The 23,252-nt window shown below is 48.6% G+C and carries 22 protein-coding genes and 1 pseudogene; 10 read left to right on the forward strand and 13 right to left on the reverse strand.

The window, feature by feature from the left end; genetic code table 11:
• Positions 1–19 precede the first annotated feature (19 nt).
• Positions 20–985, forward strand: coding sequence for an L-Ala-D/L-Glu epimerase (ycjG, locus tag K0778_RS01390; protein WP_001261211.1), 966 nt, complete (start codon positions 20–22; stop codon positions 983–985).
• Here ycjG and mpaA read toward each other — a convergent pair.
• The 3 genes and pseudogenes from mpaA to K0778_RS01405 form a co-directional block, all read right to left on the reverse strand.
• Positions 960–1,688: a murein tripeptide amidase MpaA gene (gene mpaA, locus K0778_RS01395; protein WP_063084839.1), complete on the reverse strand. Its 729-nt coding sequence runs from the start codon at positions 1,686–1,688 to the stop codon at positions 960–962. The genes ycjG and mpaA overlap by 26 nt on opposite strands.
• A gap of 126 nt (positions 1,689–1,814) precedes the next feature.
• A pseudogene (locus K0778_RS01400) lies at positions 1,815–1,952 on the reverse strand (NAD-dependent dehydratase); the annotation flags it as partial.
• Positions 1,953–2,022: 70 nt separating this feature from the next.
• Positions 2,023–2,943, reverse strand: coding sequence for an alpha/beta hydrolase (locus K0778_RS01405; protein WP_001300523.1), 921 nt, complete (start codon positions 2,941–2,943; stop codon positions 2,023–2,025).
• 137 nt (positions 2,944–3,080) lie between these two features.
• Here K0778_RS01405 and pgrR point away from each other — a divergent pair, with 137 nt between their 5' ends.
• Complete coding sequence (gene pgrR, locus K0778_RS01410; RefSeq protein WP_000817708.1) at positions 3,081–3,980, forward strand: DNA-binding transcriptional regulator PgrR; 900 nt, start codon at positions 3,081–3,083, stop codon at positions 3,978–3,980.
• 336 nt (positions 3,981–4,316) lie between these two features.
• Positions 4,317–5,930 carry a murein tripeptide ABC transporter substrate-binding protein MppA gene (gene mppA, locus K0778_RS01415; protein ID WP_000683020.1) on the forward strand — a complete coding sequence of 538 codons (1,614 nt, stop codon included), beginning with the start codon at positions 4,317–4,319 and terminating at the stop codon, positions 5,928–5,930.
• A gap of 50 nt (positions 5,931–5,980) precedes the next feature.
• Here the strand turns inward: mppA and ynaI are convergent, their stop codons facing one another.
• The gene (gene ynaI / locus K0778_RS01420) at positions 5,981–7,012 is read right to left on the reverse strand and encodes a low conductance mechanosensitive channel YnaI (RefSeq protein ID WP_063084838.1); all 1,032 of its coding nucleotides are present in this window, start codon (positions 7,010–7,012) and stop codon (positions 5,981–5,983) included.
• Between the two features lie 243 nt (positions 7,013–7,255).
• Here ynaI and K0778_RS01425 point away from each other — a divergent pair, with 243 nt between their 5' ends.
• A complete protein-coding gene (locus tag K0778_RS01425) occupies positions 7,256–7,513 on the forward strand; it encodes a DUF2534 family protein (protein WP_000605090.1) in 258 nt (85 codons plus the stop codon).
• Positions 7,514–7,562: 49 nt separating this feature from the next.
• Here the strand turns inward: K0778_RS01425 and uspE are convergent, their stop codons facing one another.
• The 6 genes from uspE to abgA form a co-directional block, all read right to left on the reverse strand.
• Positions 7,563–8,513 carry a universal stress protein UspE gene (gene uspE, locus K0778_RS01430; protein ID WP_063084837.1) on the reverse strand — a complete coding sequence of 317 codons (951 nt, stop codon included), beginning with the start codon at positions 8,511–8,513 and terminating at the stop codon, positions 7,563–7,565.
• Positions 8,514–8,664: 151 nt separating this feature from the next.
• A complete protein-coding gene (fnr, locus tag K0778_RS01435; protein ID WP_000611911.1) occupies positions 8,665–9,417 on the reverse strand; it encodes a fumarate/nitrate reduction transcriptional regulator Fnr in 753 nt (250 codons plus the stop codon).
• Positions 9,418–9,611: 194 nt separating this feature from the next.
• Positions 9,612–10,127 carry a methylated-DNA--[protein]-cysteine S-methyltransferase gene (gene ogt / locus K0778_RS01440; protein WP_000945021.1) on the reverse strand — a complete coding sequence of 172 codons (516 nt, stop codon included), beginning with the start codon at positions 10,125–10,127 and terminating at the stop codon, positions 9,612–9,614.
• 10 nt (positions 10,128–10,137) lie between these two features.
• Positions 10,138–11,664, reverse strand: a complete 1,527-nt coding sequence (gene abgT / locus K0778_RS01445; protein ID WP_000062967.1) for a p-aminobenzoyl-glutamate transporter — start codon at positions 11,662–11,664, stop codon at positions 10,138–10,140.
• Positions 11,665–11,697: 33 nt separating this feature from the next.
• Positions 11,698–13,143, reverse strand: coding sequence for a p-aminobenzoyl-glutamate hydrolase subunit AbgB (gene abgB, locus K0778_RS01450; RefSeq protein ID WP_001156412.1), 1,446 nt, complete (start codon positions 13,141–13,143; stop codon positions 11,698–11,700).
• Positions 13,143–14,453 carry a p-aminobenzoyl-glutamate hydrolase subunit AbgA gene (gene abgA / locus K0778_RS01455; RefSeq protein WP_000444949.1) on the reverse strand — a complete coding sequence of 437 codons (1,311 nt, stop codon included), beginning with the start codon at positions 14,451–14,453 and terminating at the stop codon, positions 13,143–13,145. The genes abgB and abgA overlap by 1 nt, the downstream gene beginning before the upstream one ends.
• A gap of 175 nt (positions 14,454–14,628) precedes the next feature.
• Here abgA and K0778_RS01460 point away from each other — a divergent pair, with 175 nt between their 5' ends.
• Positions 14,629–15,537: a LysR family transcriptional regulator gene (locus tag K0778_RS01460; RefSeq protein WP_000885446.1), complete on the forward strand. Its 909-nt coding sequence runs from the start codon at positions 14,629–14,631 to the stop codon at positions 15,535–15,537.
• A 329-nt stretch (positions 15,538–15,866) separates the two neighbouring features.
• Positions 15,867–16,430, forward strand: a complete 564-nt coding sequence (gene smrA, locus K0778_RS01465) for a DNA endonuclease SmrA (protein ID WP_001046829.1) — start codon at positions 15,867–15,869, stop codon at positions 16,428–16,430.
• Between the two features lie 20 nt (positions 16,431–16,450).
• Here smrA and dgcM read toward each other — a convergent pair whose 3' ends face one another.
• Positions 16,451–17,683, reverse strand: a complete 1,233-nt coding sequence (gene dgcM / locus K0778_RS01470; protein ID WP_000628058.1) for a diguanylate cyclase DgcM — start codon at positions 17,681–17,683, stop codon at positions 16,451–16,453.
• Positions 17,684–17,876: 193 nt separating this feature from the next.
• Between dgcM and ydaN the strand changes: the two genes are divergently transcribed.
• The 4 genes from ydaN (at position 17,877) to dbpA (ending at position 20,772) form a co-directional block, all read left to right on the forward strand.
• Complete coding sequence (gene ydaN / locus K0778_RS01475; RefSeq protein ID WP_211180494.1) at positions 17,877–17,924, forward strand: protein YnaN; 48 nt, start codon at positions 17,877–17,879, stop codon at positions 17,922–17,924.
• Between the two features lie 13 nt (positions 17,925–17,937).
• Positions 17,938–18,921, forward strand: coding sequence for a zinc transporter ZntB (gene zntB / locus K0778_RS01480; protein ID WP_000387388.1), 984 nt, complete (start codon positions 17,938–17,940; stop codon positions 18,919–18,921).
• A gap of 274 nt (positions 18,922–19,195) precedes the next feature.
• Complete coding sequence (ynaL, locus tag K0778_RS28275; RefSeq protein ID WP_001296046.1) at positions 19,196–19,369, forward strand: protein YnaL; 174 nt, start codon at positions 19,196–19,198, stop codon at positions 19,367–19,369.
• 29 nt (positions 19,370–19,398) lie between these two features.
• Complete coding sequence (dbpA, locus tag K0778_RS01485; protein WP_063084836.1) at positions 19,399–20,772, forward strand: ATP-dependent RNA helicase DbpA; 1,374 nt, start codon at positions 19,399–19,401, stop codon at positions 20,770–20,772.
• Positions 20,773–20,900: 128 nt separating this feature from the next.
• On the opposite strand, the gene ttcA is transcribed toward dbpA, so the two are convergent.
• Positions 20,901–21,836, reverse strand: a complete 936-nt coding sequence (gene ttcA / locus K0778_RS01490; protein WP_063084835.1) for a tRNA 2-thiocytidine(32) synthetase TtcA — start codon at positions 21,834–21,836, stop codon at positions 20,901–20,903.
• Positions 21,837–21,887: 51 nt separating this feature from the next.
• Entirely contained in the window at positions 21,888–23,123 is a 1,236-nt protein-coding gene (locus K0778_RS01495) for a site-specific integrase (protein WP_072651214.1), read from the reverse strand.
• Positions 23,124–23,252 lie beyond the last annotated feature (129 nt).

The raw sequence follows: 23,252 nt of genomic DNA on the forward strand, positions 1-23,252 counted from the left end.
GCGACAACAAGGAGTAAAGATGAGAACCGTTAAGGTATTCGAGGAAGCCTGGCCCTTACATACCCCGTTTGTGATTGCCCGGGGAAGTCGCAGTGAAGCGCGCGTGGTGGTGGTTGAACTGGAAGAAGAGGGTATTAAAGGCACCGGCGAATGCACGCCGTATCCGCGTTATGGGGAAAGTGATGCCTCGGTAATGGCGCAAATTATGAGCGTCGTGCCGCAACTAGAGAAAGGGCTGACACGGGAGGAGTTGCAAAAAATTCTCCCTGCCGGCGCAGCACGTAATGCGCTGGATTGTGCATTGTGGGATCTGGCCGCGCGAAGACAGCAGCAATCGCTGGCTGATTTGATCGGCATAACGCTTCCCGAGACAGTTATCACTGCACAGACGGTTGTCATCGGTACGCCTGATCAGATGGCCAATAGTGCATCAACACTCTGGCAGGCAGGCGCGAAATTACTGAAAGTGAAGCTGGATAACCATCTTATCAGTGAGCGGATGGTGGCAATTCGCACAGCTGTGCCCGATGCGACGCTGATCGTTGATGCAAATGAATCCTGGCGTGCAGAAGGGTTGGCGGCGCGTTGCCAGCTATTGGCGGATTTAGGCGTTGCGATGCTTGAACAACCGCTTCCTGCGCAGGACGATGCGGCGCTGGAGAATTTTATTCATCCGTTGCCGATTTGTGCTGATGAAAGTTGTCATACTCGTAGCAATTTGAAGGCGCTGAAAGGGCGCTATGAGATGGTTAATATTAAGCTCGATAAAACCGGGGGTCTGACGGAAGCGCTGGCGCTGGCGACTGAAGCGCGTGCACAAGGTTTCAGTCTGATGCTGGGCTGCATGTTGTGTACCTCTCGTGCCATTAGCGCCGCTTTACCGCTGGTGCCGCAGGTCAGTTTCGCCGATCTTGACGGACCGACCTGGCTGGCGGTAGATGTGGAACCGGCGCTTCAGTTCACGACGGGCGAATTGCATCTTTAGGATGCCAGCGCAGCAAGTTTGCCATCGCAAAGAGATATTTTTCGCTGGCTTCGTCGGAGGAGATGGGCGGAAACTCTGCGGTGATGCAATGCAAGTTCAGATCTGCACACCAACTGCCGAAAGAGCCAGGCGTTTCATAACCGACGCTGGTTACCAGAGGCAATTCAAACGCCTGAGCCAGCCATTCGCCTAATTCGCTGTGTCTGGGATCTTCAATACAGGCCAGTGGATCGTGGAATGAGACCACCCAGGCAGGTTGAATGCGGTGTATAAGCTGGCACAGCGCCTGGGTTTCAGGTTCGGAGCCAGGTTTGTCACCTGTCAGTAATACGACATCGCGTTCTTCAGCGGCGCTGTTCCAGCGATAAACGGTTTCACCTTCCTTCCAGTTCGCCGCCGGAAAGTTTCTGTTTAAATCCACACCATTAGCATTGGCCCGTAACCCCAACTGGCAGCCGTCAGGATTCACACACAGCACCACATGATGACGGCGCAAAGAAGGTGTCAACGTCAGCAGAGCACAGGAGAGCGTGACGACCGAAGAGTTTTCATCACCGTGAGTGCCAGCCAGAATCAAACCACTTTCGCGGCTGGCTGCAGGGGCAGGAAACCAGATTAACGGCGCGCCCAATAATGAACGTCCGTAATGTTCTGTTCCGGGCGGAAATGCGCCGCGTTCGGCGCGTGGGCGGGTTACGGTCATGATCGTCTCTGGTTCAGGAAGTATTACAGGCAGTGTTGTGCAAATTTTGCGGATTATCAAATCCTTTTCTTCAACGCTATGTCATCGATCTTGTATCACTTTTTTGCCGGAAGTTGTTTGCATTTTATTAGTTGGATAGGGTTTGTGGATTTTTGCTGGCTGACGGGCAAATAAAGTTTGTTTAATGGTTTGCTTATCTGCCAGTTGATTAATCACATGGCGGGCTATCTGACCGCCAGCACCAAGAATCAGTACATTTTTCATGAAAATTATCCCAGATTATTGGCAGCAATATGCCAGGCCATATCACTATTGCGGATTTGAATATGTTTCATTACAGAGTTTCCTCAAAGAACGGAGCTAATACTGAAATTGCTTCAGCCACATAGGCTTTGCCGTCATAAAGATCCATATGGTTTGCGCCTTCAACAATGTGATAGCGTTTATCCTGGCTTGATGCTCGATCGTACAGGTCGTCACTCATCCATTTGCTCCCTGCCTGGCTGCCCGCCACAATCTGCGTCGGCTGAGTCAGGTACACTTCCGCCATATGGTAAGCATCATAGGTAATAATCTGGTTAAGGCTGCGCAAAGTAGCGTAACCCGGTGCTGTTGGATACTGCGCGCGAGGGGTGTGGTAATACTCCCAGGCCTGACGCAGTTCTTCGTTCGGCGCATCGGACTCCTTCATTGGTGCCAGTGGCATAATGGCGTATTCTCCGCTGCTAATATCGCTGGTTCTGGCGTTTGAACCCGCTTCAACGTATGGCAGGGCATCAATAGATTTCACATTGTTTTCCCAACCATTACGGAATATCGAACCAATATTGACCGCACTAACGGTACCGATGGCCTTGATGCGGCGATCCTGAATTGCAGCATTGGCTGTATATCCTGCACCGGCACAAATTCCCATCGCACCAATTCGGGTATTGTCGACATAAGAAAGCGTTGTCAGGTAATCAATCACGGCACTGATGTCTTCAGTACGAATGTATGGGTTTTCTAACTGACGCGGCTCGCCGCCACTTTCACCTTGATAAGATGCGTCATAAGCAATAGTGACAAATCCCTTTTCCGCCAGTTTTTTGGCATAGGTTCCGGCCGTTTGTTCTTTAACGCCCCCACCTGGGTGAGATAACACAATTGCCTGATACTGACGGGTTTCATCAAATTTTGGAGGGAAATAGATCACTGCAGACAAAGAGATGGTTGGATTATTGCTGTTAGTGAAGCTGACTTTATTATTCATCATTCCGTTCCTCATGGAGTTGTCGGTTCGTTTTAACGGTTGGTGATATCACTATAGATATTGATCATTAAGTTGATTAGACCCAAAATCATGATTAGACCTATCATTTAAATGATTAATAGATTGCATGGAGATACTGAATGAAGCGTGAAGAAATCGCTGATCTGATGGCGTTTGTCGTCGTTGCAGAGGAGCGTAGCTTCACTCGTGCAGCAGCCCGCCTGAGCATGGCGCAGTCAGCTTTAAGCCAGATAGTGCGTCGTATAGAAGAACGATTGGGATTGCGGCTTCTGACGCGAACCACGCGCAGCGTTGTTCCAACTGAAGCGGGCGAGCATCTTTTGTCTGTTCTTGGCCCTATGTTGCATGACATAGATTCAGCCATGGCATCCCTGAGCGATCTGCAGAACCGCCCATCCGGGACAATACGTATTACTACTGTAGAACATGCAGCAAAAACGATATTGTTACCAGCAATGCGCACATTCCTGAAATCGCATCCTGAAATTGATATTCAGCTCACCATTGATTATGGTTTGACCGATGTCGTTTCTGAACGTTTTGATGCAGGCGTCCGTCTGGGTGGGGAGATGGATAAAGATATGATCGCCATTCGAATCGGGCCAGATATACCAATGGCTATTGTTGGCTCACCGGATTATTTTTCTCGCCGAAGTGTTCCAACGTCAGTGTCACAATTAATAGATCATCAGGCAATTAATTTGTATCTTCCCACATCGGGTACAGCAAATCGCTGGAGATTAATACGCGGTGGACGTGAAGTTCGTGTTCGCATGGAAGGTCAGCTTTTACTGAATACGATAGACCTGATCATTGATGCTGCAATTGATGGGCATGGATTGGCGTATCTACCTTATGATCAGGTTGAGCGGGCTATTAAAGAAAAAAAACTGATACGTGTTTTGGATAAATTCACACCAGATTTACCCGGTTATCACCTGTACTATCCACACCGTCGACATGCTGGCTCGGCATTCTCATTATTTATAGATAGGCTGAAGTATAAAGGTGCTGTTTAGCACTACTTGCTGATACATTAATTTAATTCTTCTCTTAACGTATTCTCAGTTCCTTTCAACGTTTTGGTCATTTTTTATTCTTCGTACAATGGCGACAGATGCTGATTATGATACCGAAAACGGGTTTGAACGTGCGAAGCCCGAACGTAGTGTTCGGAGTTCTATGTGCTTTACCGCATTTTGGAGACTATTATTTACACTAAATCTGATTTGATATATTGATACTTAAAACATTTGATGCTTCCTTTGTCACTTTTTTGATGGAAGTTGTTTGCATTTCTTTAAGGCGAAACAAATAATTACGCATCAATTTTAATGTCGGTTAGAGGGAAACTTATGAAGCACTCTGTTTCAGTCACGTGTTGTGCGCTGTTGGTCAGCAGCATTTCTCTTTCGTATGCTGCAGAAGTTCCGAGCGGCACAGTACTGGCAGAGAAGCAGGAGCTGGTGCGCCACATTAAAGATGAGCCTGCGTCGCTGGATCCCGCTAAAGCCGTGGGCCTGCCAGAGATTCAGGTCATTCGCGATCTGTTTGAAGGTCTGGTGAATCAGAACGAAAAAGGGGAGATTGTCCCCGGCGTTGCGACTCAGTGGAAAAGTAATGACAACCGTATCTGGACTTTTACCCTGCGCGATAACGCAAAATGGGCGGATGGCACACCGGTAACGGCGCAAGATTTTGTCTACAGCTGGCAACGTCTGGTGGACCCAAAAACATTGTCGCCATTTGCATGGTTTGCCGCGCTGGCGGGAATCAACAACGCACAGGCGATTATTGATGGTAAAGCTACGCCTGACCAGCTTGGCGTCACCGCAGTTGATGCCCATACTTTGAAAATTCAGCTTGATAAACCGTTGCCGTGGTTTGTGAATTTAACCGCTAACTTTGCCTTCTTCCCGGTGCAAAAAGCCAACGTAGAAAGCGGTAAAGAGTGGACGAAACCCGGAAATCTGATCGGCAATGGCGCTTATGTTCTTAAAGAGCGCGTAGTCAATGAAAAACTGGTCGTGGTACCGAATACCCATTATTGGGATAACGCCAAAACGGTACTGCAAAAAGTGACCTTCCTGCCAATTAATCAGGAATCCGCAGCCACTAAGCGTTACCTCGCGGGGGATATTGATATCACCGAATCCTTCCCGAAAAATATGTATCAGAAGCTGTTGAAGGATATTCCGGGGCAGGTTTATACGCCGCCGCAGCTCGGGACCTATTATTATGCGTTTAACACGCAAAAAGGGCCGACGGCAGATCAGCGCGTTCGTCTGGCATTAAGTATGACGATAGATCGCCGCCTGATGACCGAAAAAGTATTAGGGACGGGCGAAAAGCCAGCGTGGCATTTTACACCAGATGTTACCGCGGGATTTACGCCGGAACCTTCGCCGTTTGAACAAATGAGTCAGGAAGAACTGAATGCGCAGGCAAAAACTTTGTTGAGCGCAGCTGGTTATGGTCCGCAAAAACCGCTGAAGCTGACGCTTTTGTATAACACTTCAGAAAACCATCAAAAAATTGCGATTGCTGTAGCATCGATGTGGAAAAAGAACCTTGGCGTAGATGTTAAATTGCAAAATCAGGAATGGAAAACCTATATCGATAGCCGTAACACCGGCAATTTTGATGTTATCCGCGCCTCGTGGGTGGGGGATTATAATGAACCCTCCACTTTCCTGACATTATTAACGTCAACGCATTCAGGAAATATTTCACGCTTTAACAATCCGGCATATGACAAAGTTCTGGCCCAGGCATCGACGGAAAATACCGTTAAAGCGCGTAATGCCGATTACAACGCGGCAGAAAAAATCCTCATGGAGCAAGCACCGATTGCACCAATTTATCAATATACCAATGGACGATTAATCAAGCCGTGGCTGAAAGGTTATCCCATTAATAATCCTGAAGATGTGGCGTACAGTCGGACTATGTATATTGTGAAGCATTGATGTGATGGGAACTGGCGTTACCCTTGTGCATAACGCCAGTGATGTCTGATTTAGCGACCCTGTTCCGGCGGTGTAATGTTATCCATATACAGCGTCTGGCTGGGGAAGGCAAAGTCCGCGCCGTGTGACTGTACAATATCGATAATCTTCAAATAAACGTCTTGCTGTGCAGCAAGCCATTCAGCCCATACCGTGGTTTTGGTAAAGCAATAAACCATAATATTCAATGAAGAGTCAGCAAACTGGTTGAAATAAACCAGTAAGGTTTGTCGCTGGTCGATGGCCGGGTGATTTTTCAGCATCTCACGTACAGCTTCGACAATAACGCCCACTTTTGCCGCATCCTCATAACGTAAACCAATGGTCGTGGTAATGCGGCGGTTGGTCATTCGTCCTGGGTTTTCTACGCTGATCGACGAAAACAGCGAGTTCGGTACGTACAATGGACGATTATCAAAGGTCGTAATTTTGGTAATTCGCCAGCCAATTTCCGCTACTGTACCTTCGATATTTCTGTCCGGTGAACGGATCCAGTCGCCAATACTGAAAGGACGGTCGAAATAGAGCATAATCCCGGAAAAGAAGTTACTCAGAATATCTTTACCGGCCATACCGACAGCCAGACCACCAATACCACCAAAGGTCAGCAAGCCAGAAAGGCTCATGCCGAAATGTTCGCCATAAAGCAGAACAAGCACCACAATAATGGTGATTTTGATGATACGCGACATAATCCGCGCACTGGTGATATCGCGACCTTTTTTAATCTGCTGTTTTTCAAACTGATTAATCAGCAGAAATAGCTTAATCGTCAGAATAACCGCAATCAGGGACGTACAGATAAAATCGATAACGCCTGGGGTGATAAATTTGAGTTTATAGTTTTCTATAACATAATCAATAATGCTACCAACAGCACTGATAATTATGGTGTAGATTAAAAATTGCACCGCATGGAATAAAAATCCTTTTCTTTTACGATTTCCACGGCGAAACCAAAAGCTCATCAGAATCAATGCTGCGCAGCTACCGAAAATAATGACCAGATTAAGCGCATTATTTGTAAACAGTTCAGCGATCATTGTTTTATCAGGCTCCTCCAGATAATTGTCGTCATGCCGGAAACCCCTGGCGGGGCTATTTTACCGCGACAATTCATTCAGATCATCAATAGTCAGGGAAGGAAGTAGCAACATTAGCTAACTAATCAATGCGTTGATTGTAAATCCAGCTAAGAGGTGAGGTTTTCAGAGCAGACAACGGTGAAATGTCATGGTATTGTTACGTTTAGGTAACAAGAAATTTGTCTGCACAAGGATTACATCATGATTATGGCGAAACTGAAGTCAGCGAAAGGGAAGAAATTTCTCTTTGGTTTGTTGGCGGTTTTCATTATTGCGGCGTCGGTTGTGACTCGCGCGACCATCGGCGGCGTTATAGAACAGTACAATATTCCGCTGTCTGAGTGGACGACATCAATGTATGTGATTCAGTCATCGATGATTTTTGTTTATAGCCTGGTCTTTACTGTGTTGCTGGCAATCCCGTTGGGAATTTATTTCCTTGGCGGCGAAGAGCAGTAAGTAAAAAATAGGCCCGATAACTCGGGCCTTGTCAGTTATTGAAGAGTCGTTAATCGTCTTCTTCGTCATCCAGTTCAACGGGTGTCTGATACTGGTCAGGTTTAATGACCAGCAGGTCGCAGCGAAGATGATCAATCACCTGTTCCGCCGTGTTGCCGAGAAATGCTGCTGAAATACCGGTGCGTCCTACCGTGCCCAGAACCACAATCCCCGCCTGTAAGTGCTCCGCCAAATCAGGAATCACCTCTTCTGGCAGACCTTTTTCTACGTGCGTCATGTTTTCATTAATGCCGAATTTCTGCCGCAGGGCTTTCATTGCCAGCAAATGTTGCCCACGAATGGCATCGTTATAAACGCTCGGATCAAATTTCGGCAGTTCAATCGCGATATTAATTGGCGTTACTGGGTAAGCGCCAACCAGATGAACTTCGGTATGGTTGACTTGTTCTGCCAGTTCGATCGTCTCTTTGACCAGTTTTTCATTGAGCGCATTATGATACGGCTCTTCACTGGCGAGATTCACCGCCACCAGCGCCTTACCTCCTTCCGGCCACGGCTGGTCTTTCACCATCCACACCGGGCTTGGGCATTTGCGTAACAGATGCCAGTCCGTTGGCGTAAAAATCACCGCTTCCAGACGGTCATGTTGGTGCGCCATTTTTAGCACCAAATCGTGCCCGCCGCTGATCACTTCCTGAATGATGGCTTCGAAAGGACGGTTATGCCAGACCACTTTAATTTCAATGGGAACGCCAGCATTGAGATAATATTTTGCCTGCTCGTGGATCCAGGCTGTACGCTGGCTGATGACGCCCTGACGCATAGCGGTACGTTCGTCCGGGGAGAGCAGGGTGGTCATTTCGTATGAGAAGTCATAGATCGGCAAAAAGGCTTTAATTTTGCCACCAATCCGTTGATGTAAATAAACAGCTCGCCGCAATGCTGGTTGGTCGTCCTGGTTAGGATCGATAACAACGAGCATGTTCTGATACATAGCCATACAGGGTCTCCTTACAACAACTGTCAACGCAGTTTGTAATTAAAAGATTAACCCATATCTGGTGAATGAAACAGTGATGAACCTTCTGCCAGATCAATAAATCAGAAAAATTTAATGATATGACAGAAGGATAGTGAGTTATGCGGAAAAATCAGGCAACGTTACGCGTATGACCAGCAAGCTGGGCCAGCGCATCGTTATTTTCGATGGTGATGTATTTACCTTTGACTGCCAGCATGCCGCTTTTCTGGAAGCGACCCAGCAGACGGCTGATGGTTTCTACCGTCAGGCCCAGATAGTTACCGATATCGCCACGAGTCATCGTCAGGCGGAATTCACGAGGGGAGAAGCCGCGTTGGGCAAAACGACGGGACAGGTTGTAGATGAATGCAGCCAGACGTTCCTCGGCATTTTTCTTCGACAACAGCAGGATCATGTCCTGATCGCCTTTGATTTCACCGCTCATCAGACGCATCATCTGCTGACGCAGATTCGGCATTTTACCGGACAAATCGTCCAGCGTTTCGAACGGGATTTCACATACCATCGAGGTTTCCAGCGCCTGCGCGAAGCTCGGGTGATGGCCGCTGCCGATGGCGTCAAATCCCACCAGGTCGCCTGCTAAATGGAAACCAGTGATTTGCTCGTCGCCTTGCTCAGTGATGGTATAACTTTTAATCGTACCGGAGCGGATGGCATAAAGCGATTTAAGTTCATCACCAGCCTTAAACAGCGTCTGGCCTTTCTGAATAGGCTTCTTCCGCTCAATGATATTATCAAGCTGATCAAGCTCATGTTCGTTGAGTGTGAACGGGATGCAAAGCTGGCTGATGCTGCAATCCTGGCAATGGATAGCACAACCGCCAGACTGAATGCGCCGTATAATTCGCTTTTCCGGGATCATAGGTCTGCTCAAGCCGTAATTGATATTTGTCAATTTTAACATCTTTTTAGGGAGCAAGTAAGTCTAAGCAAACCTTAACAGCAGAGAATTCCGATATTAGATGTAAATATATGTCTATCTATTTGAAAAACCTTAAGTTGTTAAGGGTAACTTTACATAAAAGTGTGAACAAGCTGGCACAAATTGTTTAATGTTTACAGCAAAAGATAACCTTCGTGGCGCAATAACCACTCTTTTCGCTGAACTCCGCCTGCATATCCGGTCATGGTGCCGTTTCGGCCAATAACCCGATGGCAAGGTACTACAATGCTGATGGGATTCGATCCGTTTGCCGCACCAACGGCACGCGCCGCGCCAGGGCGGCCCAATTGTTCAGCCAGTTGGCCGTAATGCATTACCTGCCCGCAGGGGATAGTGCGTAGTGTTTTCCAGACTTCGCGCTGAAATGGCGTCCCCCCTGTGGCAGTGGGAAGCGTATCAATAATGCTAAGATTACCGGCAAAATAATCACGAAGCTTGTCGCTTAAACCGCCTGGGTTGGTGGCAGAAATGCGCTCATAGCCTTCTTTGCGATAATGGATGTTCAGCAGCTGCACCATGCGTTCGCTGTACTCTTCCCATTCAACCGCCCGCAGGCGAAATTGCTCATCGCAAATCACCCACAGTGGACCCAGTGGCGTGGCAATTTTTTCTTCAAGTAATCTCAGCATCCGTTCTCTCTTAAGACAAACGTGGGTAAATCCCCGGACCTATCGGCAGACCAACAAGATACCACGCCAGCAACATCAGCAGCCATACCACCAAAAAGATAAGCGGATAGGGCAAGACTAACGAATAGTAAGTACCCAGTTTCGCGTCTGGTTTGTAGCGTTGCAGGAATCCAAGAAACAGTGGAACAAAAGGAGATACTGGCGCTAAAGGCAATACGGATGAGTCGGCAATACGAAAGAGGATTTGCGCAAATGCCGGGTGAAAGCCAAGTAGCATAAACATTGGTACGAAAATGGGGGCCAGAATCGACCAGATTGCGGAACCGCTGGCGATAAACATGCATAAGAAAGAGGAAAGCAACGCCAGACCGACAAACGCCGGGATGCCGCTAAGCCCTGAACTTTCCAGTATATCGGTCAGCCCCACGGCGATGAATTTCCCCATGTTGCTCCAGTTAAACATGGCGACAAACTGGGCGAGGGGAAAAACCATCACGATAAATCCCGCCATCTCTTTCATCGGTTCAATCATTAAATGCGGTAAATCCGCCTGACGTCGAATTGTGCGAGTAGCGATGCCATAAGCCAGCGAGACCACAAAGAAAAAAAGAATGATCAGTGGCACGATACCTTTAATAAAGGGTGATGGCATCACGGTGTGATTAATCGGATCGCGCAATATCCCGTTTTCCGGGATCACCATCAGCGCAATCGCAGCAATAAAAAGTAGCGATACGACACCTGCTATGCGTAAACCAAAACGCTGACTTTCGGTCAATGTCTGCAGTTTCTCATCGCTGTTTCCCTGCCATTGACCTAACCGTGGTTCGATGATTTTGTCGGTTATCAGGCCGCCAACAATCGTCAGTACGACTACGGAGCTGGCCATAAAATACCAGTTATCAATTACACTGACGTGCATTTGCGGATTGAACGCAGCCGCCGCTTCCGTGCTGATCCCCGACAGCAACACGTCGGTTGTGACAATCAGTAAATTAGCCGTAAAGCCGCAACCTACGCCTGCAATGGCGGCCAGTAAACCTGCAACTGGATGTCTGCCCACCGCCAGAAAAATCAGCGCACCCATCGGTGGCATGATCACTAACGCCGCATCGGAAGAAATGTGGCTGAAAAAAGCAATAAACAGCACCATATAACTGGCGTAGCGGGCATTAACATGCGATGCCATTTTAACCATTAGCGCTGGCAGTAAGCCGACGCGCTCCGCCAGACCGGCACCTAAAACCAGCGCCAGGATCGCGCCAAGTGGGGCAAAACCGCTAAAGTTTTTAATAACATTGGGTAAAAACCAGTGTAATCCTTCCACACTGAGCAGGTTTTTCACCACGACCGGCGTACCATCGGTCGGGTTTTTCGCACTGACGCCAAAGGCCGACAAAATTGCCGTCGTCACCATGAGTACGATAATCAAATAGATAAAGAGCAAAAAAGGATGGGGAACCTTGTTACCAATTCTTTCGACCCAGCCATAGAGCTTCCCGGATTGGGAGGATGACGGTATGGATGACATACTCATGGACATTCCTCGGTTGTTGTGTTTGTGTTGTTGTTATTTTAAAGGTGACGGTGTCACGTTTTTCGGGATAGGGCAGTGATACGGTTGCGTGTCCGTAACTTGCTGATGCTCTTGTTGGCATTCTTGCAATAGCCCTGAATCAATGAAGAGATTGACTGTGGTTGCAGCCATAGTTTTCGCCGCGAGCAGCATTCCTTTATGAGCAATAGATGTTCGCCCCTGGCTAACCAGTTGCCACGTATGTAGCGGTGTACCGACGGCAAAACAGGGGCTGAAACACTGGGCAACAGGCAGTTTCCAACTGACGTCGCCGACATCTGTCGATGCTGCAAGCACGTTATCGGTGGCGGCATATGGAGCGACTTCATTCGCCAGTACCGTTTCACGATGACGTAGTGCAAAAACCTTGCCGTTTTCGCCACCGGTTGCGGCGATATTATTCAGACTGTTTTGCCGATCGTTGGAGGTGAGCGTAGCCTGAATTTGTTTCGCAAAAGCCAGTTCTTCGGAGTTCCATTCCGGGGTACCAAAATGGGATAGGGCTCGGTACATGGCATTTTCTAAGGTGCGATTCGGGAGATAACTGGAACAGGCTTTGTCGAAGCGGCATTCAACCGTGGTTTCGGTCATCAATGCCGCACCTTCGGCGATTTTGGCGACCCGATCATAAATATGCTGCACGTCGGTCATTTCGGGGGCGCGGATAAGATAAAGCACTTCTGCCTGCGCCTGGACCACGTTGGGTGAGATCCCGCCGCTATTTGTGATGGCATAGTGTACGCGCGCTTTTTCAATAATATGTTCGTTGAGGAAGTTGGTGCCAGTGGTCATCAACGTTACGGCATCAAGGGCGCTGCGTCCCAAATGAGGGGAATTCGCGGCATGTGCTGCGATCCCTTTAAAGCGCCATGATGCCTGAATGTTTGCCAGCGTGCGGGTATTGAACATGCCGGCAAAGGCTTCCGGGTGCCAGGTGAGTGCCGCATCCACATCATCAAATACCCCCTCGCGGACCATGAACGTTTTACCCGAGCCGCCTTCTTCGCCAGGACAACCATAAAAGCGCACTGTGCCGCCTTGCCCATATTGTTCCAGCCATTTCTTGACGGCTATTGCAGCGGCAAAGGCGGCGGTTCCCAGCAAATTGTGTCCGCAACCGTGACCATTTTCACCGGGCGTCGCGGATATAGGTTGCGCGCAACCAGCTTGCTGACTTAAACCTGCCAGGGCGTCATATTCTCCCAGCAGGGCGATAACCGGTTTGCCTTGACCAAACGAAGCAATAAAGGCATTTGGGATATTGCCTACGTTGCGGGTAACGGTGAAGCCTGCAGATTCCAGCGCCGAAGCCAGATGCTCCGCTGACCAGAACTCTTCAAAACGTGTTTCTGGATGATCCCAGATTTGATCGGCAATATCGGTATAACGTTGGCGATCGGCTTCAATCGCATCGTCGATAAAACGATAGATTTCCTGCATCAGATACCTCGCGTCCAGGGAAAATTGAGCGCGGTGCGCGCCAGCGTTTCGACGGCAATAGCGAGAACCTGCTCGTCAAAATCGAATTTTTCGTTGTGATGACCTGCCGCCAGCTGTGTGCCAAACACCACGTAGGAGGCTTGCCCTTGATGTTGCTGCACGCGGGCCATCATTAATGTGGCATCTTCGGAACCCGCAGGCGCTTCAACACGTTCAATGGCCTGATTGACCCCCGCGACCTGAGCCGCCTGACTTTGCAACCATGCGACCCATTGCGGCGAAGGAGAACTGGCGGTAGCTGCACCCATCAGACGAGTTTCAACGCCGACACCATACATGGTTGCTGCGCCCTGAATCGCTTGTTGTGCACGGTCAAAAACATATTGATTAATGACGTCGCTGGCCCCGCGTGTTTCCACTTTCAGCAACGCCGAGGCAGGAACAACGTTACGACCGCTTCCTGCCTGCATAACGCCCACGTTTACTCTGGAAGCTCCTTCGCTGTGCGGGGCGATTGCATGCAGTGCAAGAGTGGCTTGTGCTGCCGCCAACAAGGCATTGTGACCGTCTTCTGGTTTTGCGCCTGCGTGAGCGGCGGTACCGGTGAAGTGCGCGTCAAATTTGGTGGTTGCCATAAAATTATCACTGCCGCACACCACGGTGCCCGCAGGTACGCCAGTGCCAATGTGCACGGCAGTAAAATAATCAACATCATCTACGACACCTGCATCGACCATCGCCCGCGCGCCACGCGTACCTTCCTCTGCAGGCTGAAAAATCAGTTTGATGACGCCATGTAGTCCGGACTCGAATTGTTTAAGGGTATGCGCCAGCCCAAGCCCAATGGCGGTATGTCCATCATGACCACAGGCATGCATCATTCCGGCGTTACATGACGCAAAACCGTCGCGGTAGGGGCGATGGCTGACATCCTGCTCTTCACTGAGATCCAGCGCGTCCATATCGACACGGAAAGCCATCACCGGACCGGGGCGACCGGTATCCAGGGTGGCGACGATACCCGTGAAACCACCTTCAAAAACCGCAATCCATTGTGCTAGCGCACCCTGTTGACGAGCGCGCTCGAATTCGCGTTGTAGAGTGAGTTCATCAGGTAGTCCCATCCGGCTACTTTCATTAACTACTTCGCGGCCCAGCGCCAGTGAATAGCCGAGCTGCTGCAATTCTTCCGCAACAAGGGTGGCAGTGCGGAATTCCACCCAGCCAGACTCTGCATAGTGATGAAAATCACGTCGCCAGTGCGATAATTTTGGGGCAAGCGAATTAACAAATTGATTCAAAGACTCCATAACCTTTCCCGTCATCAGTAAAAAGTGTGACCCGGTTCACGTAGCGATAGTTTTTACTTATCACTAACTGATTTTTCACAGTTTTAACCGTTCATAAATTACCCTGACACAATCATCTGCATTAAAGTAGATGCCAGTTTCTTTGGTCTGATAAATAACGGTTATCGGTGGCGTCATGGCTTTTCAGGTAAAAATTCATCAAATTCGGGCTTTTGTTGAAGTGGCTCGTCAGGGCAGCATTCGCGGAGCGAGCCGAATGTTGAATATGTCGCAACCGGCACTGAGTAAATCTATTCAGGAGCTGGAAGAAGGGTTAGCGGCGCAACTCTTTTTTCGCCGTAGTAAAGGCGTGACGTTAACTGATGCCGGTGAAAGTTTTTATCAGCACGCCAGTCTTATTCTTGAAGAGCTGCGCGCAGCCCAAGAGGATATTCGCCAACGACAAGGGCAACTGGCAGGGCAGATTAATATCGGCATGGGGGCCAGTATTTCCCGCAGTCTGATGCCAGCTGTCATATCTCGTTTTCATCAGCAGCATCCGCAGGTAAAAGTACGCATTATGGAAGAGCAACTGGTGTCGATGATTAATGAATTGCGTCAGGGAGAATTGGATTTCACCATCAATACCTATTATCAGGGACCGTACGACCACGAATTTACTTTTGAGAAATTACTGGAAAAGCAATTCGCGATCTTTTGCCGCCCGGGACACCCCGCCATTGGTGCCCGTTCGATCAAACAGTTACTGGATTACAGCTGGACAATGCCGACGCCACACGGCAGTTACTACAAACAGTTGAGTGAATTGCTTGACGATCAGGCGCAAACGCCACAGGTCGGTGTAGTCTGCGAGACGTTCTCAGCCTGTATCAGTCTGGTGGCAAAAAGCGATTTTCTCAGCATACTGCCTGAAGAAATGGGCTGCGATCCCTTGCACGGACAGGGGCTGGTGATGTTGCCGGTTAGCGAAATTTTACCGAAAGCGGCCTATTATTTGATTCAGCGGCGTGATAGTCGCCAGACACCACTGACCGCGTCATTAATCACGCAATTCCGGCGAGAATGCGGCTATCTGCAAAGTTAAAACTGCATAAAAAAATAGAGTCTGTCGACATCCGCCAGACTCTACAGTACACACAGCAGTGCATCCGCGTCTTAAATCCGGCATTGTCTCCTCTGCGCCGGTGACTGTGTTATAACGGTTTTAACCTTTAGTTGCCAATTTTCTTCAGTGACAGATTTCACGAAAATATAAGTTACATTATTAATATCGTGAATGAATAATCATGCATAAGTATTTTGCTTAAAATATCGGCAATATTTGGAACTTATTACTGGAAATTTGGGTAATACGTTGTTGGACCGACCCGGTCTGGTTATCATATCGCGCTCTTAATTGCGGGAGGATGTAACATGAACCTTGACGACAAATCGCTGTTTCTTGACGCCATGGAAGATGTCCAGCCGCTGAAACGTGCTACCGATGTCCACTGGCATCCAACGCGTAACCAACGTGCGCCGCAGCGTATCGACACGCTGCAGCTTGATAATTTCCTCACCACCGGATTTCTCGACATCATCCCACTAAGTCAGCCGCTGGAGTTTCGGCGGGAAGGGTTGCAACATGGGGTGCTGGATAAGCTGCGCAGTGGTAAATATCCGCAACAGGCGAGCCTGAATCTTTTGCGCCAGCCGGTGGAAGAGTGCCGCAAAATGGTGTTCAGTTTTATTCAACAAGCCCTGGCGGATGGTTTGCGTAACGTGCTGATTATTCATGGTAAAGGGCGGGATGATAAATCGCATGCCAATATTGTCCGCAGCTATGTGGCGCGCTGGCTGACCGAATTTGATGATGTTCAGGCATATTGCACCGCGCTACCGCATCATGGCGGCAGCGGGGCGTGTTACGTCGCACTACGTAAAACGGCGCAGGCGAAGCAAGAAAACTGGGAGCGCCACGCTAAGCGCAGTCGTTGATCTCGAGACGCATCCGCGGCTTATGCCGCCAGCACGCGGTTGCGTCCATCATTTTTCGCCCGATACAAAGCATCATCAACGCGTTTAAACAGTTCATCGATGCTTTCATTTCCTTCGTGATGCGCCACACCAATGCTGACGGTAAAGCGTGGTAAGCCCGAAATACTCACTTTTGCCACGCTTACGCGGATAGTTTCAGCCAGCGAAAGCGCGGTATCCAGTGGGGTTCTTGGTAGCAATAAGACAAACTCTTCGCCTCCCCAACGAAACACCAAATCGCCTTTGCGAGCGCAACTTTCGAGGGTGCGGGCGAGGGCGCATAACACCTCATCACCTTTAGAATGCCCATAGAGATCGTTAATGTGTTTAAAACGATCGGTGTCGATGAGCAACAAGCTGTAATCCTGAGCGATGGCGAGATGCTGCATTTGGCCTGGTTCCGTAATGTGATAAAACTGTCGCCGATTCAGTAATCCGGTCATCGCGTCATGGTGAGCAGCATGTTCCAGCTGCTCCTCCAGCCGTTTTTGCTCAGTAATATCATGCACAATACATAACATGAGCTTGTCGCCATAAATTTCAATCGGTCCGGCATAGGTCTGCACATGACGAGTCGAACCATCCGCCAGTTTATGAACAAAATTCAAAGGTTTATGACCACCGGGTAAATGCGAGATTTCATGCATGATAGGCATGACGCGACGCCCGAGCATATTTATTTCCCAGGTATGTTTCTGGCACATCGTTTCATGGTTATAACCATAGAAATTGAGCGCGGCGAGGTTAGCATCGACGATTTGTCCATCTCGTGACGGGTCAATCAACAACATTGGTGCAGAGTTAGTCAGAAAAAAGCGCGCATAAAAACCTTGTTTTTTGCGCTGATAATTTGCCGAGCGACTGGCTTTTAAACCCAGCGTTGCCGGCGCTTCGATACCTTCGAAAATAATCACCGGTTCTGTTTCTGTCAGCTTTCGCAAAACAAGCCGACAGCTCAATGCTGTTTCCTCTTCTTTACGCTGAACAGTGAGGATTTCGATAATATCGTGTTGGTTTTGCAGATCGGAGAGGTATTTCGGCAGTTCTTTTTGTGAGGAGACGGAATAGGGTCCGGTTCGTAGCTGACTAAACGTGAGGTCTTGCATCAACAGTTTCGCCGCGCTATTGGCATAAATTAACTGTTCCTCAAAGGGCGAAACGATCCAGACAGGACTGGTGAGTAAGTCCAGGGTATTGAAGTTGTGCGTAATCATTGAGATCCCGTTATTTTTATCAATTTTTGTTGCTATCCGATCGCAAAAAAGCCACGTCATATGATCAGATAATTCTGATAATGATAGACGCTATTTAACACTTCACACGGTTTGTATACGGAAAAGCATTTTGCTTTTTGTATTCAATTTAGACAGAATTTTATTAATCATTTCAGGGTAATGGGGTGATGAGATGTTGCGTAACAGGGCCAGAAGGCTAGACTACAAAATAATGCGTTGATGATGGAGGCACTGTGGAAGCGATTAAGGGATCGGACGTTAATGTCCCGGATGCAGTATTTGCCTGGATGCTGGATGGTAGAGGCGGCGTTAAACCGCTGGAAAATACAGATGTGATTGATGAAGCGCATCCCTGTTGGCTCCACCTTAATTATGTACACCATGATAGCGCCCAATGGCTGGCGACAACACCGCTGCTTCCCAATAACGTACGTGATGCGCTGGCGGGCGAGAGCACGCGTCCCCGAGTCAGCCGTCTCGGTGAAGGCACGCTGATTACATTGCGCTGTATAAACGGCAGCACCGATGAACGCCCCGATCAACTGGTCGCCATGCGTGTATATATGGACGGGCGGTTAATTGTTTCGACCCGACAACGCAAAGTGCTGGCGCTGGACGATGTGGTGAGCGATCTGGAAGAGGGCACGGGTCCGACCGATTGCGGGGGATGGCTGGTGGATGTGTGCGATGCGTTGACCGATCATTCCAGTGAATTTATCGAGCAGCTGCACGATAAAATTATCGACCTTGAAGATAATCTCCTTGATCAGCAAATTCCACCGCGTGGATTCCTGGCTCTGCTGCGCAAACAATTAATTGTGATGCGTCGCTATATGGCACCGCAACGTGATGTTTATGCTCGTCTTGCCAGTGAACGTTTGCCGTGGATGAGCGATGACCAACGCCGTCGGATGCAGGATATTGCCGATCGCCTTGGGCGCGGCCTTGACGAAATCGACGCCTGTATAGCACGGACTGGCGTGATGGCGGATGAAATCGCTCAGGTGATGCAGGAAAATTTAGCTCGTCGTACCTATACAATGTCGTTGATGGCAATGGTCTTTTTACCCAGTACCTTTCTGACCGGGTTATTTGGCGTCAACCTTGGTGGGATCCCTGGCGGCGGGTGGCAATTCGGATTTTCAATTTTTTGTATTCTGTTAGTTGTTCTTATTGGTGGTGTTGCTTTATGGTTGCATCGTAGTAAATGGTTGTAACAAAAGCAATTTTTCCGGCTGTCTGTATACAAAAACGCCGCAAAGTTTGAGCGAAGTCAATAAACTCTCTACCCATTCAGGGCAATATCTCTCTTGCAGGTGAATGCAACGTCAAGCGATGGGCGTTGCGCTCCATATTGTCTTACTTCCTTTTTTGAATTACTGCATAGCACAATTGATTCGTACGACGCCGACTTTGATGAGTCGGCTTTTTTTTGCCTGTTATTTATCAGCGTCTACCCTTTAAGAGTCCACCCAATGACCAGAGGGAAATATGACGACACTTATTTATTTGCAAATTCCTGTCCCTGAACCGATTCCTGGCGATCCTGTTCCAGTGCCCGATCCGATCCCTCGCCCGCAACCCATGCCTGACCCACCACCCGATGAAGAACCGATTAAATTGTCGCATCGTGAGCGTAGATCTGCGAGGATACGCGCCTGCTAACTTTGCGTCGATGACCATGAGAATAGATTGTGACCGCTTTTTCTACCCTGAATGTTTTGCCTCCCGCCCAACTCACGAACCTTAATGAGTTGGGTTATTTAACCATGACGCCGGTGCAGGCCGCCGCGCTTCCGGCGATCCTTGCCGGAAAAGATGTTCGCGTGCAGGCGAAAACCGGCAGCGGCAAAACGGCGGCTTTTGGCCTCGGCTTGTTACAGCAAATTGATGCGTCGCTATTTCAAACCCAGGCTTTAGTGCTGTGTCCTACGCGTGAACTGGCGGATCAGGTGGCAGGTGAATTGCGTCGGCTGGCGCGTTTTCTGCCAAATACCAAAATTTTGACGTTGTGCGGTGGTCAACCGTTCGGTATGCAGCGTGATTCGTTGCAACATGCGCCGCATATTATCGTGGCAACGCCGGGGCGTTTGCTGGATCACCTGCAAAAAGGCACGGTATCACTGGATGCGTTGAATACGCTGGTGATGGATGAGGCCGACCGCATGCTGGATATGGGATTTAGCGATGCCATTGATGATGTCATCCGTTTTGCGCCTGCATCTCGACAGACGCTTCTGTTTTCGGCAACCTGGCCGGAAGCCATCGCTGCAATCAGCGGACGAGTGCAACGCGATCCTTTGGCGATTGAAATTGACTCAACAGATGCTTTGCCACCCATTGAACAACAATTTTATGAGACATCCAGCAAAGGCAAAATTCCTCTGTTGCAACGGTTATTAAGCTTGCATCAGCCATCCTCTTGCGTGGTGTTTTGCAATACCAAAAAAGATTGCCAGGCTGTCTGCGACGCGCTGAATGAAGAAGGGCAAAGTGCATTGTCATTACACGGCGATTTGGAGCAACGCGATCGCGATCAGACCCTGGTACGTTTTGCTAACGGTAGCGCCCGTGTACTGGTCGCGACTGATGTTGCTGCGCGTGGTCTGGATATTAAATCGCTTGAGCTGGTGGTGAACTTTGAGCTGGCGTGGGACCCTGAAGTTCATGTACATCGCATCGGTCGTACAGCTCGTGCAGGAAATAGCGGTCTGGCGATCAGTTTCTGTGCTCCGGAAGAAGCACAGCGGGCCAATATCATTTCTGACATGTTGCAGATAAAACTTAACTGGCAAACGCCGCCAGCTAATAGTTCCATTGCGACGCTGGAAGCAGAAATGGCAACGTTGTGTATCGATGGCGGGAAAAAAGCCAAAATGCGCCCGGGTGATGTATTAGGTGCACTGACAGGAGATATCGGGCTTGATGGCGCAGATATTGGCAAAATCGCCGTGCATCCGGCGCATGTCTATGTCGCGGTCCGTCAGGCTGTTGCTCATAAAGCATGGAAACAGTTACAGGGCGGGAAGATTAAAGGAAAAACGTGCCGGGTGCGGTTATTAAAATAATGAAATGTTGAATTGCCGGGTGCAAGAGTAAACATCTTATTCGGGATTGCCGGATGCGACGCTGGCCGCGTCTTATCCGGCCTCCATAAGAGTAGCCCGATACGCTTGCGCATCGGGCGCTATCCTGGTTATTTCACTTCAACCACATTCAGCCGTAACTCATCCAACTGATTTTCATCTTCTTCTGGCTGCCAGCCCGTCGGTTGTAGTGGGATCTCTTCGCGATCAAACGCCAGATCACCCCCGTTAACCACTTCAGAACCGTGGGTGATGCCTTTGAAATCGAACAGGTTGGTATCGCACAGATGCGACGGCACCACATTCTGCATCGCGCTGAACATCGTCTCGATACGCCCTGGATAACGTTTATCCCAGTCACGCAACATGTCAGCAATCACCTGACGTTGCAGGTTAGGCTGTGAACCGCACAGGTTGCACGGAATAATCGGGAACGCTTTTGCATCGGCAAATCGCTGAATATCTTTCTCGCGGCAGTAGGCCAGCGGACGAATAACGATATGTTTGCCATCATCGCTCATCAGTTTCGGAGGCATACCTTTCATCTTACCGCCGTAGAACATATTTAAGAACAACGTTTGCAGGATATCGTCACGATGGTGACCCAACGCGATCTTCGTCGCCCCCAGTTCCGTTGCGGTACGATAAAGGATACCGCGACGAAGGCGAGAACACAGTGAGCAAGTGGTTTTGCCCTCTGGAATCTTCTCTTTCACGATACCGTAAGTATTCTCTTCAACAATCTTGTACTCAACGCCCAGCTTTTCAAGATACTCGGGCAGAACGTGTTCCGGGAAGCCCGGTTGCTTTTGATCGAGGTTAACAGCCACCAGCGAAAAATTGATTGGCGCGCTTTGCTGCAAATTGCGCAGAATCTCCAGCATGGTATAGCTGTCTTTACCCCCGGAGAGGCAAACCATGATGCGATCGCCTTCTTCAATCATATTGAAGTCAGCAATGGCTTCGCCCACGTTACGACGCAGACGTTTTTGTAATTTGTTCAGGTTGTATTGTTCTTTCTTTGTAATTTGTTGATTTTCTTGCATTATTTCAGTTCTCTGGTACTAAATGGGGCAAATTGGGGGCAAACTTTGCAACTACGATAACCGCGCATTCAACATGGCTATCTGTTCGTCGTTCATGTCATCAATCCACATACCGTAAATTTCATACACCATCTGCGCAGTTTCATGCCCCATTTGGCTGGCTATAAATGCCGGGTTCGCTCCTGCCGTCAACAGCCAGCAGGCAAAAGTATGCCGCGTATGGTACGGATTACGGCGGCGAATACCAGCACGTTTTACTGCTGCATTCCACCTTGCCCCCAAACTGCTTACCGAGTAATAAGGTTTTTGTTTTCCGTTACACACCCTGGGCATGAAAACAAAATGCAGTTTTTGCTTTTCGGTTCTGCCGTACTCCCGATGATAAAAGGTGATTTCGCTTTTGTGATGATGCCCGGTCAGTTTGTATTGCTCCTTCAGTGCTTCAAGAGCAGGCTGCAGTAGTGTTACTGTTCGGATCCCGGCATTTGTTTTTGGGGGACCGAACATATCAAGTATCGTCAGGTTTCTTCTGACATTCACTATTCCCTTTTCGAGATCCACATCCTCCCACGCCAGAGCTGCCAGTTCCCCGTGACGAAGTCCTGAGTAAACGGCAAATTTCCACAAGTTCTGGCTCTGTCCTTTTTCACTTTCCATTAATGCATTGAATTCTGTTTTAGATAACGGATCAGGCTTTATTCTGTTTCGCTGTAATTTTTTTACTCCTTCAAATGGTTTGGTTGATATAAATCCCGACTGATACGCAAAACGCAACAGCGAACAGAGCAGGGCGATATAGTTATCAACTGTGCGCACGGTTCTTCCTTTTTTGTTGGATCTTGGATTATCCAGGTAAAGCGTTTCTCCATGCAGCAGTTCATTCCGGTAGTTTAAGATATCGCTATAACGAATATGTGATATCGGGGTACTTTCACAAATTATTATTCTGAGTGTTTTTAATTGTGATTTCGTTTTCTTCATTGTGTTTGTTGTTAACTCTGTCTCTTTAATTTTTGTCCAGATATCACAAAGCTCTCCGAACGTTTTTATGACTCTCGTTGTCACCATTTTTGCCCCAGTGCTGGACTGGGGAAAACGTCTTAAATACTCAAATTCACCGGAGTTTATTTCATGAACTATCAGCGCTCTTAAATTTCCGGCCTTTTTAATATTACTGTTTGTAATCTCCCAGCCTTTTAATGTTTCCCGACATCGTTTTCCTCGAAACATGAACCAGATGCGAATGTATCTACCTCTAATCTCGACACCTGTTGGTAATTTAGACATATCATGAGTCTAGACTGGCCCCCTGAATCTCCAGACAACCAATATCACTTAAATAAGTGATAGTCTTAATACTAGTTTTTAGACTAGTCATTGGAGAGCAGATGATTGATGTCTTAGGACCGGAGAAAC

This window comes from Escherichia sp. XD33 (genome assembly GCF_019375075.1).
Classification (GTDB): domain Bacteria; phylum Pseudomonadota; class Gammaproteobacteria; order Enterobacterales; family Enterobacteriaceae; genus Enterobacter; species Enterobacter flexneri_A.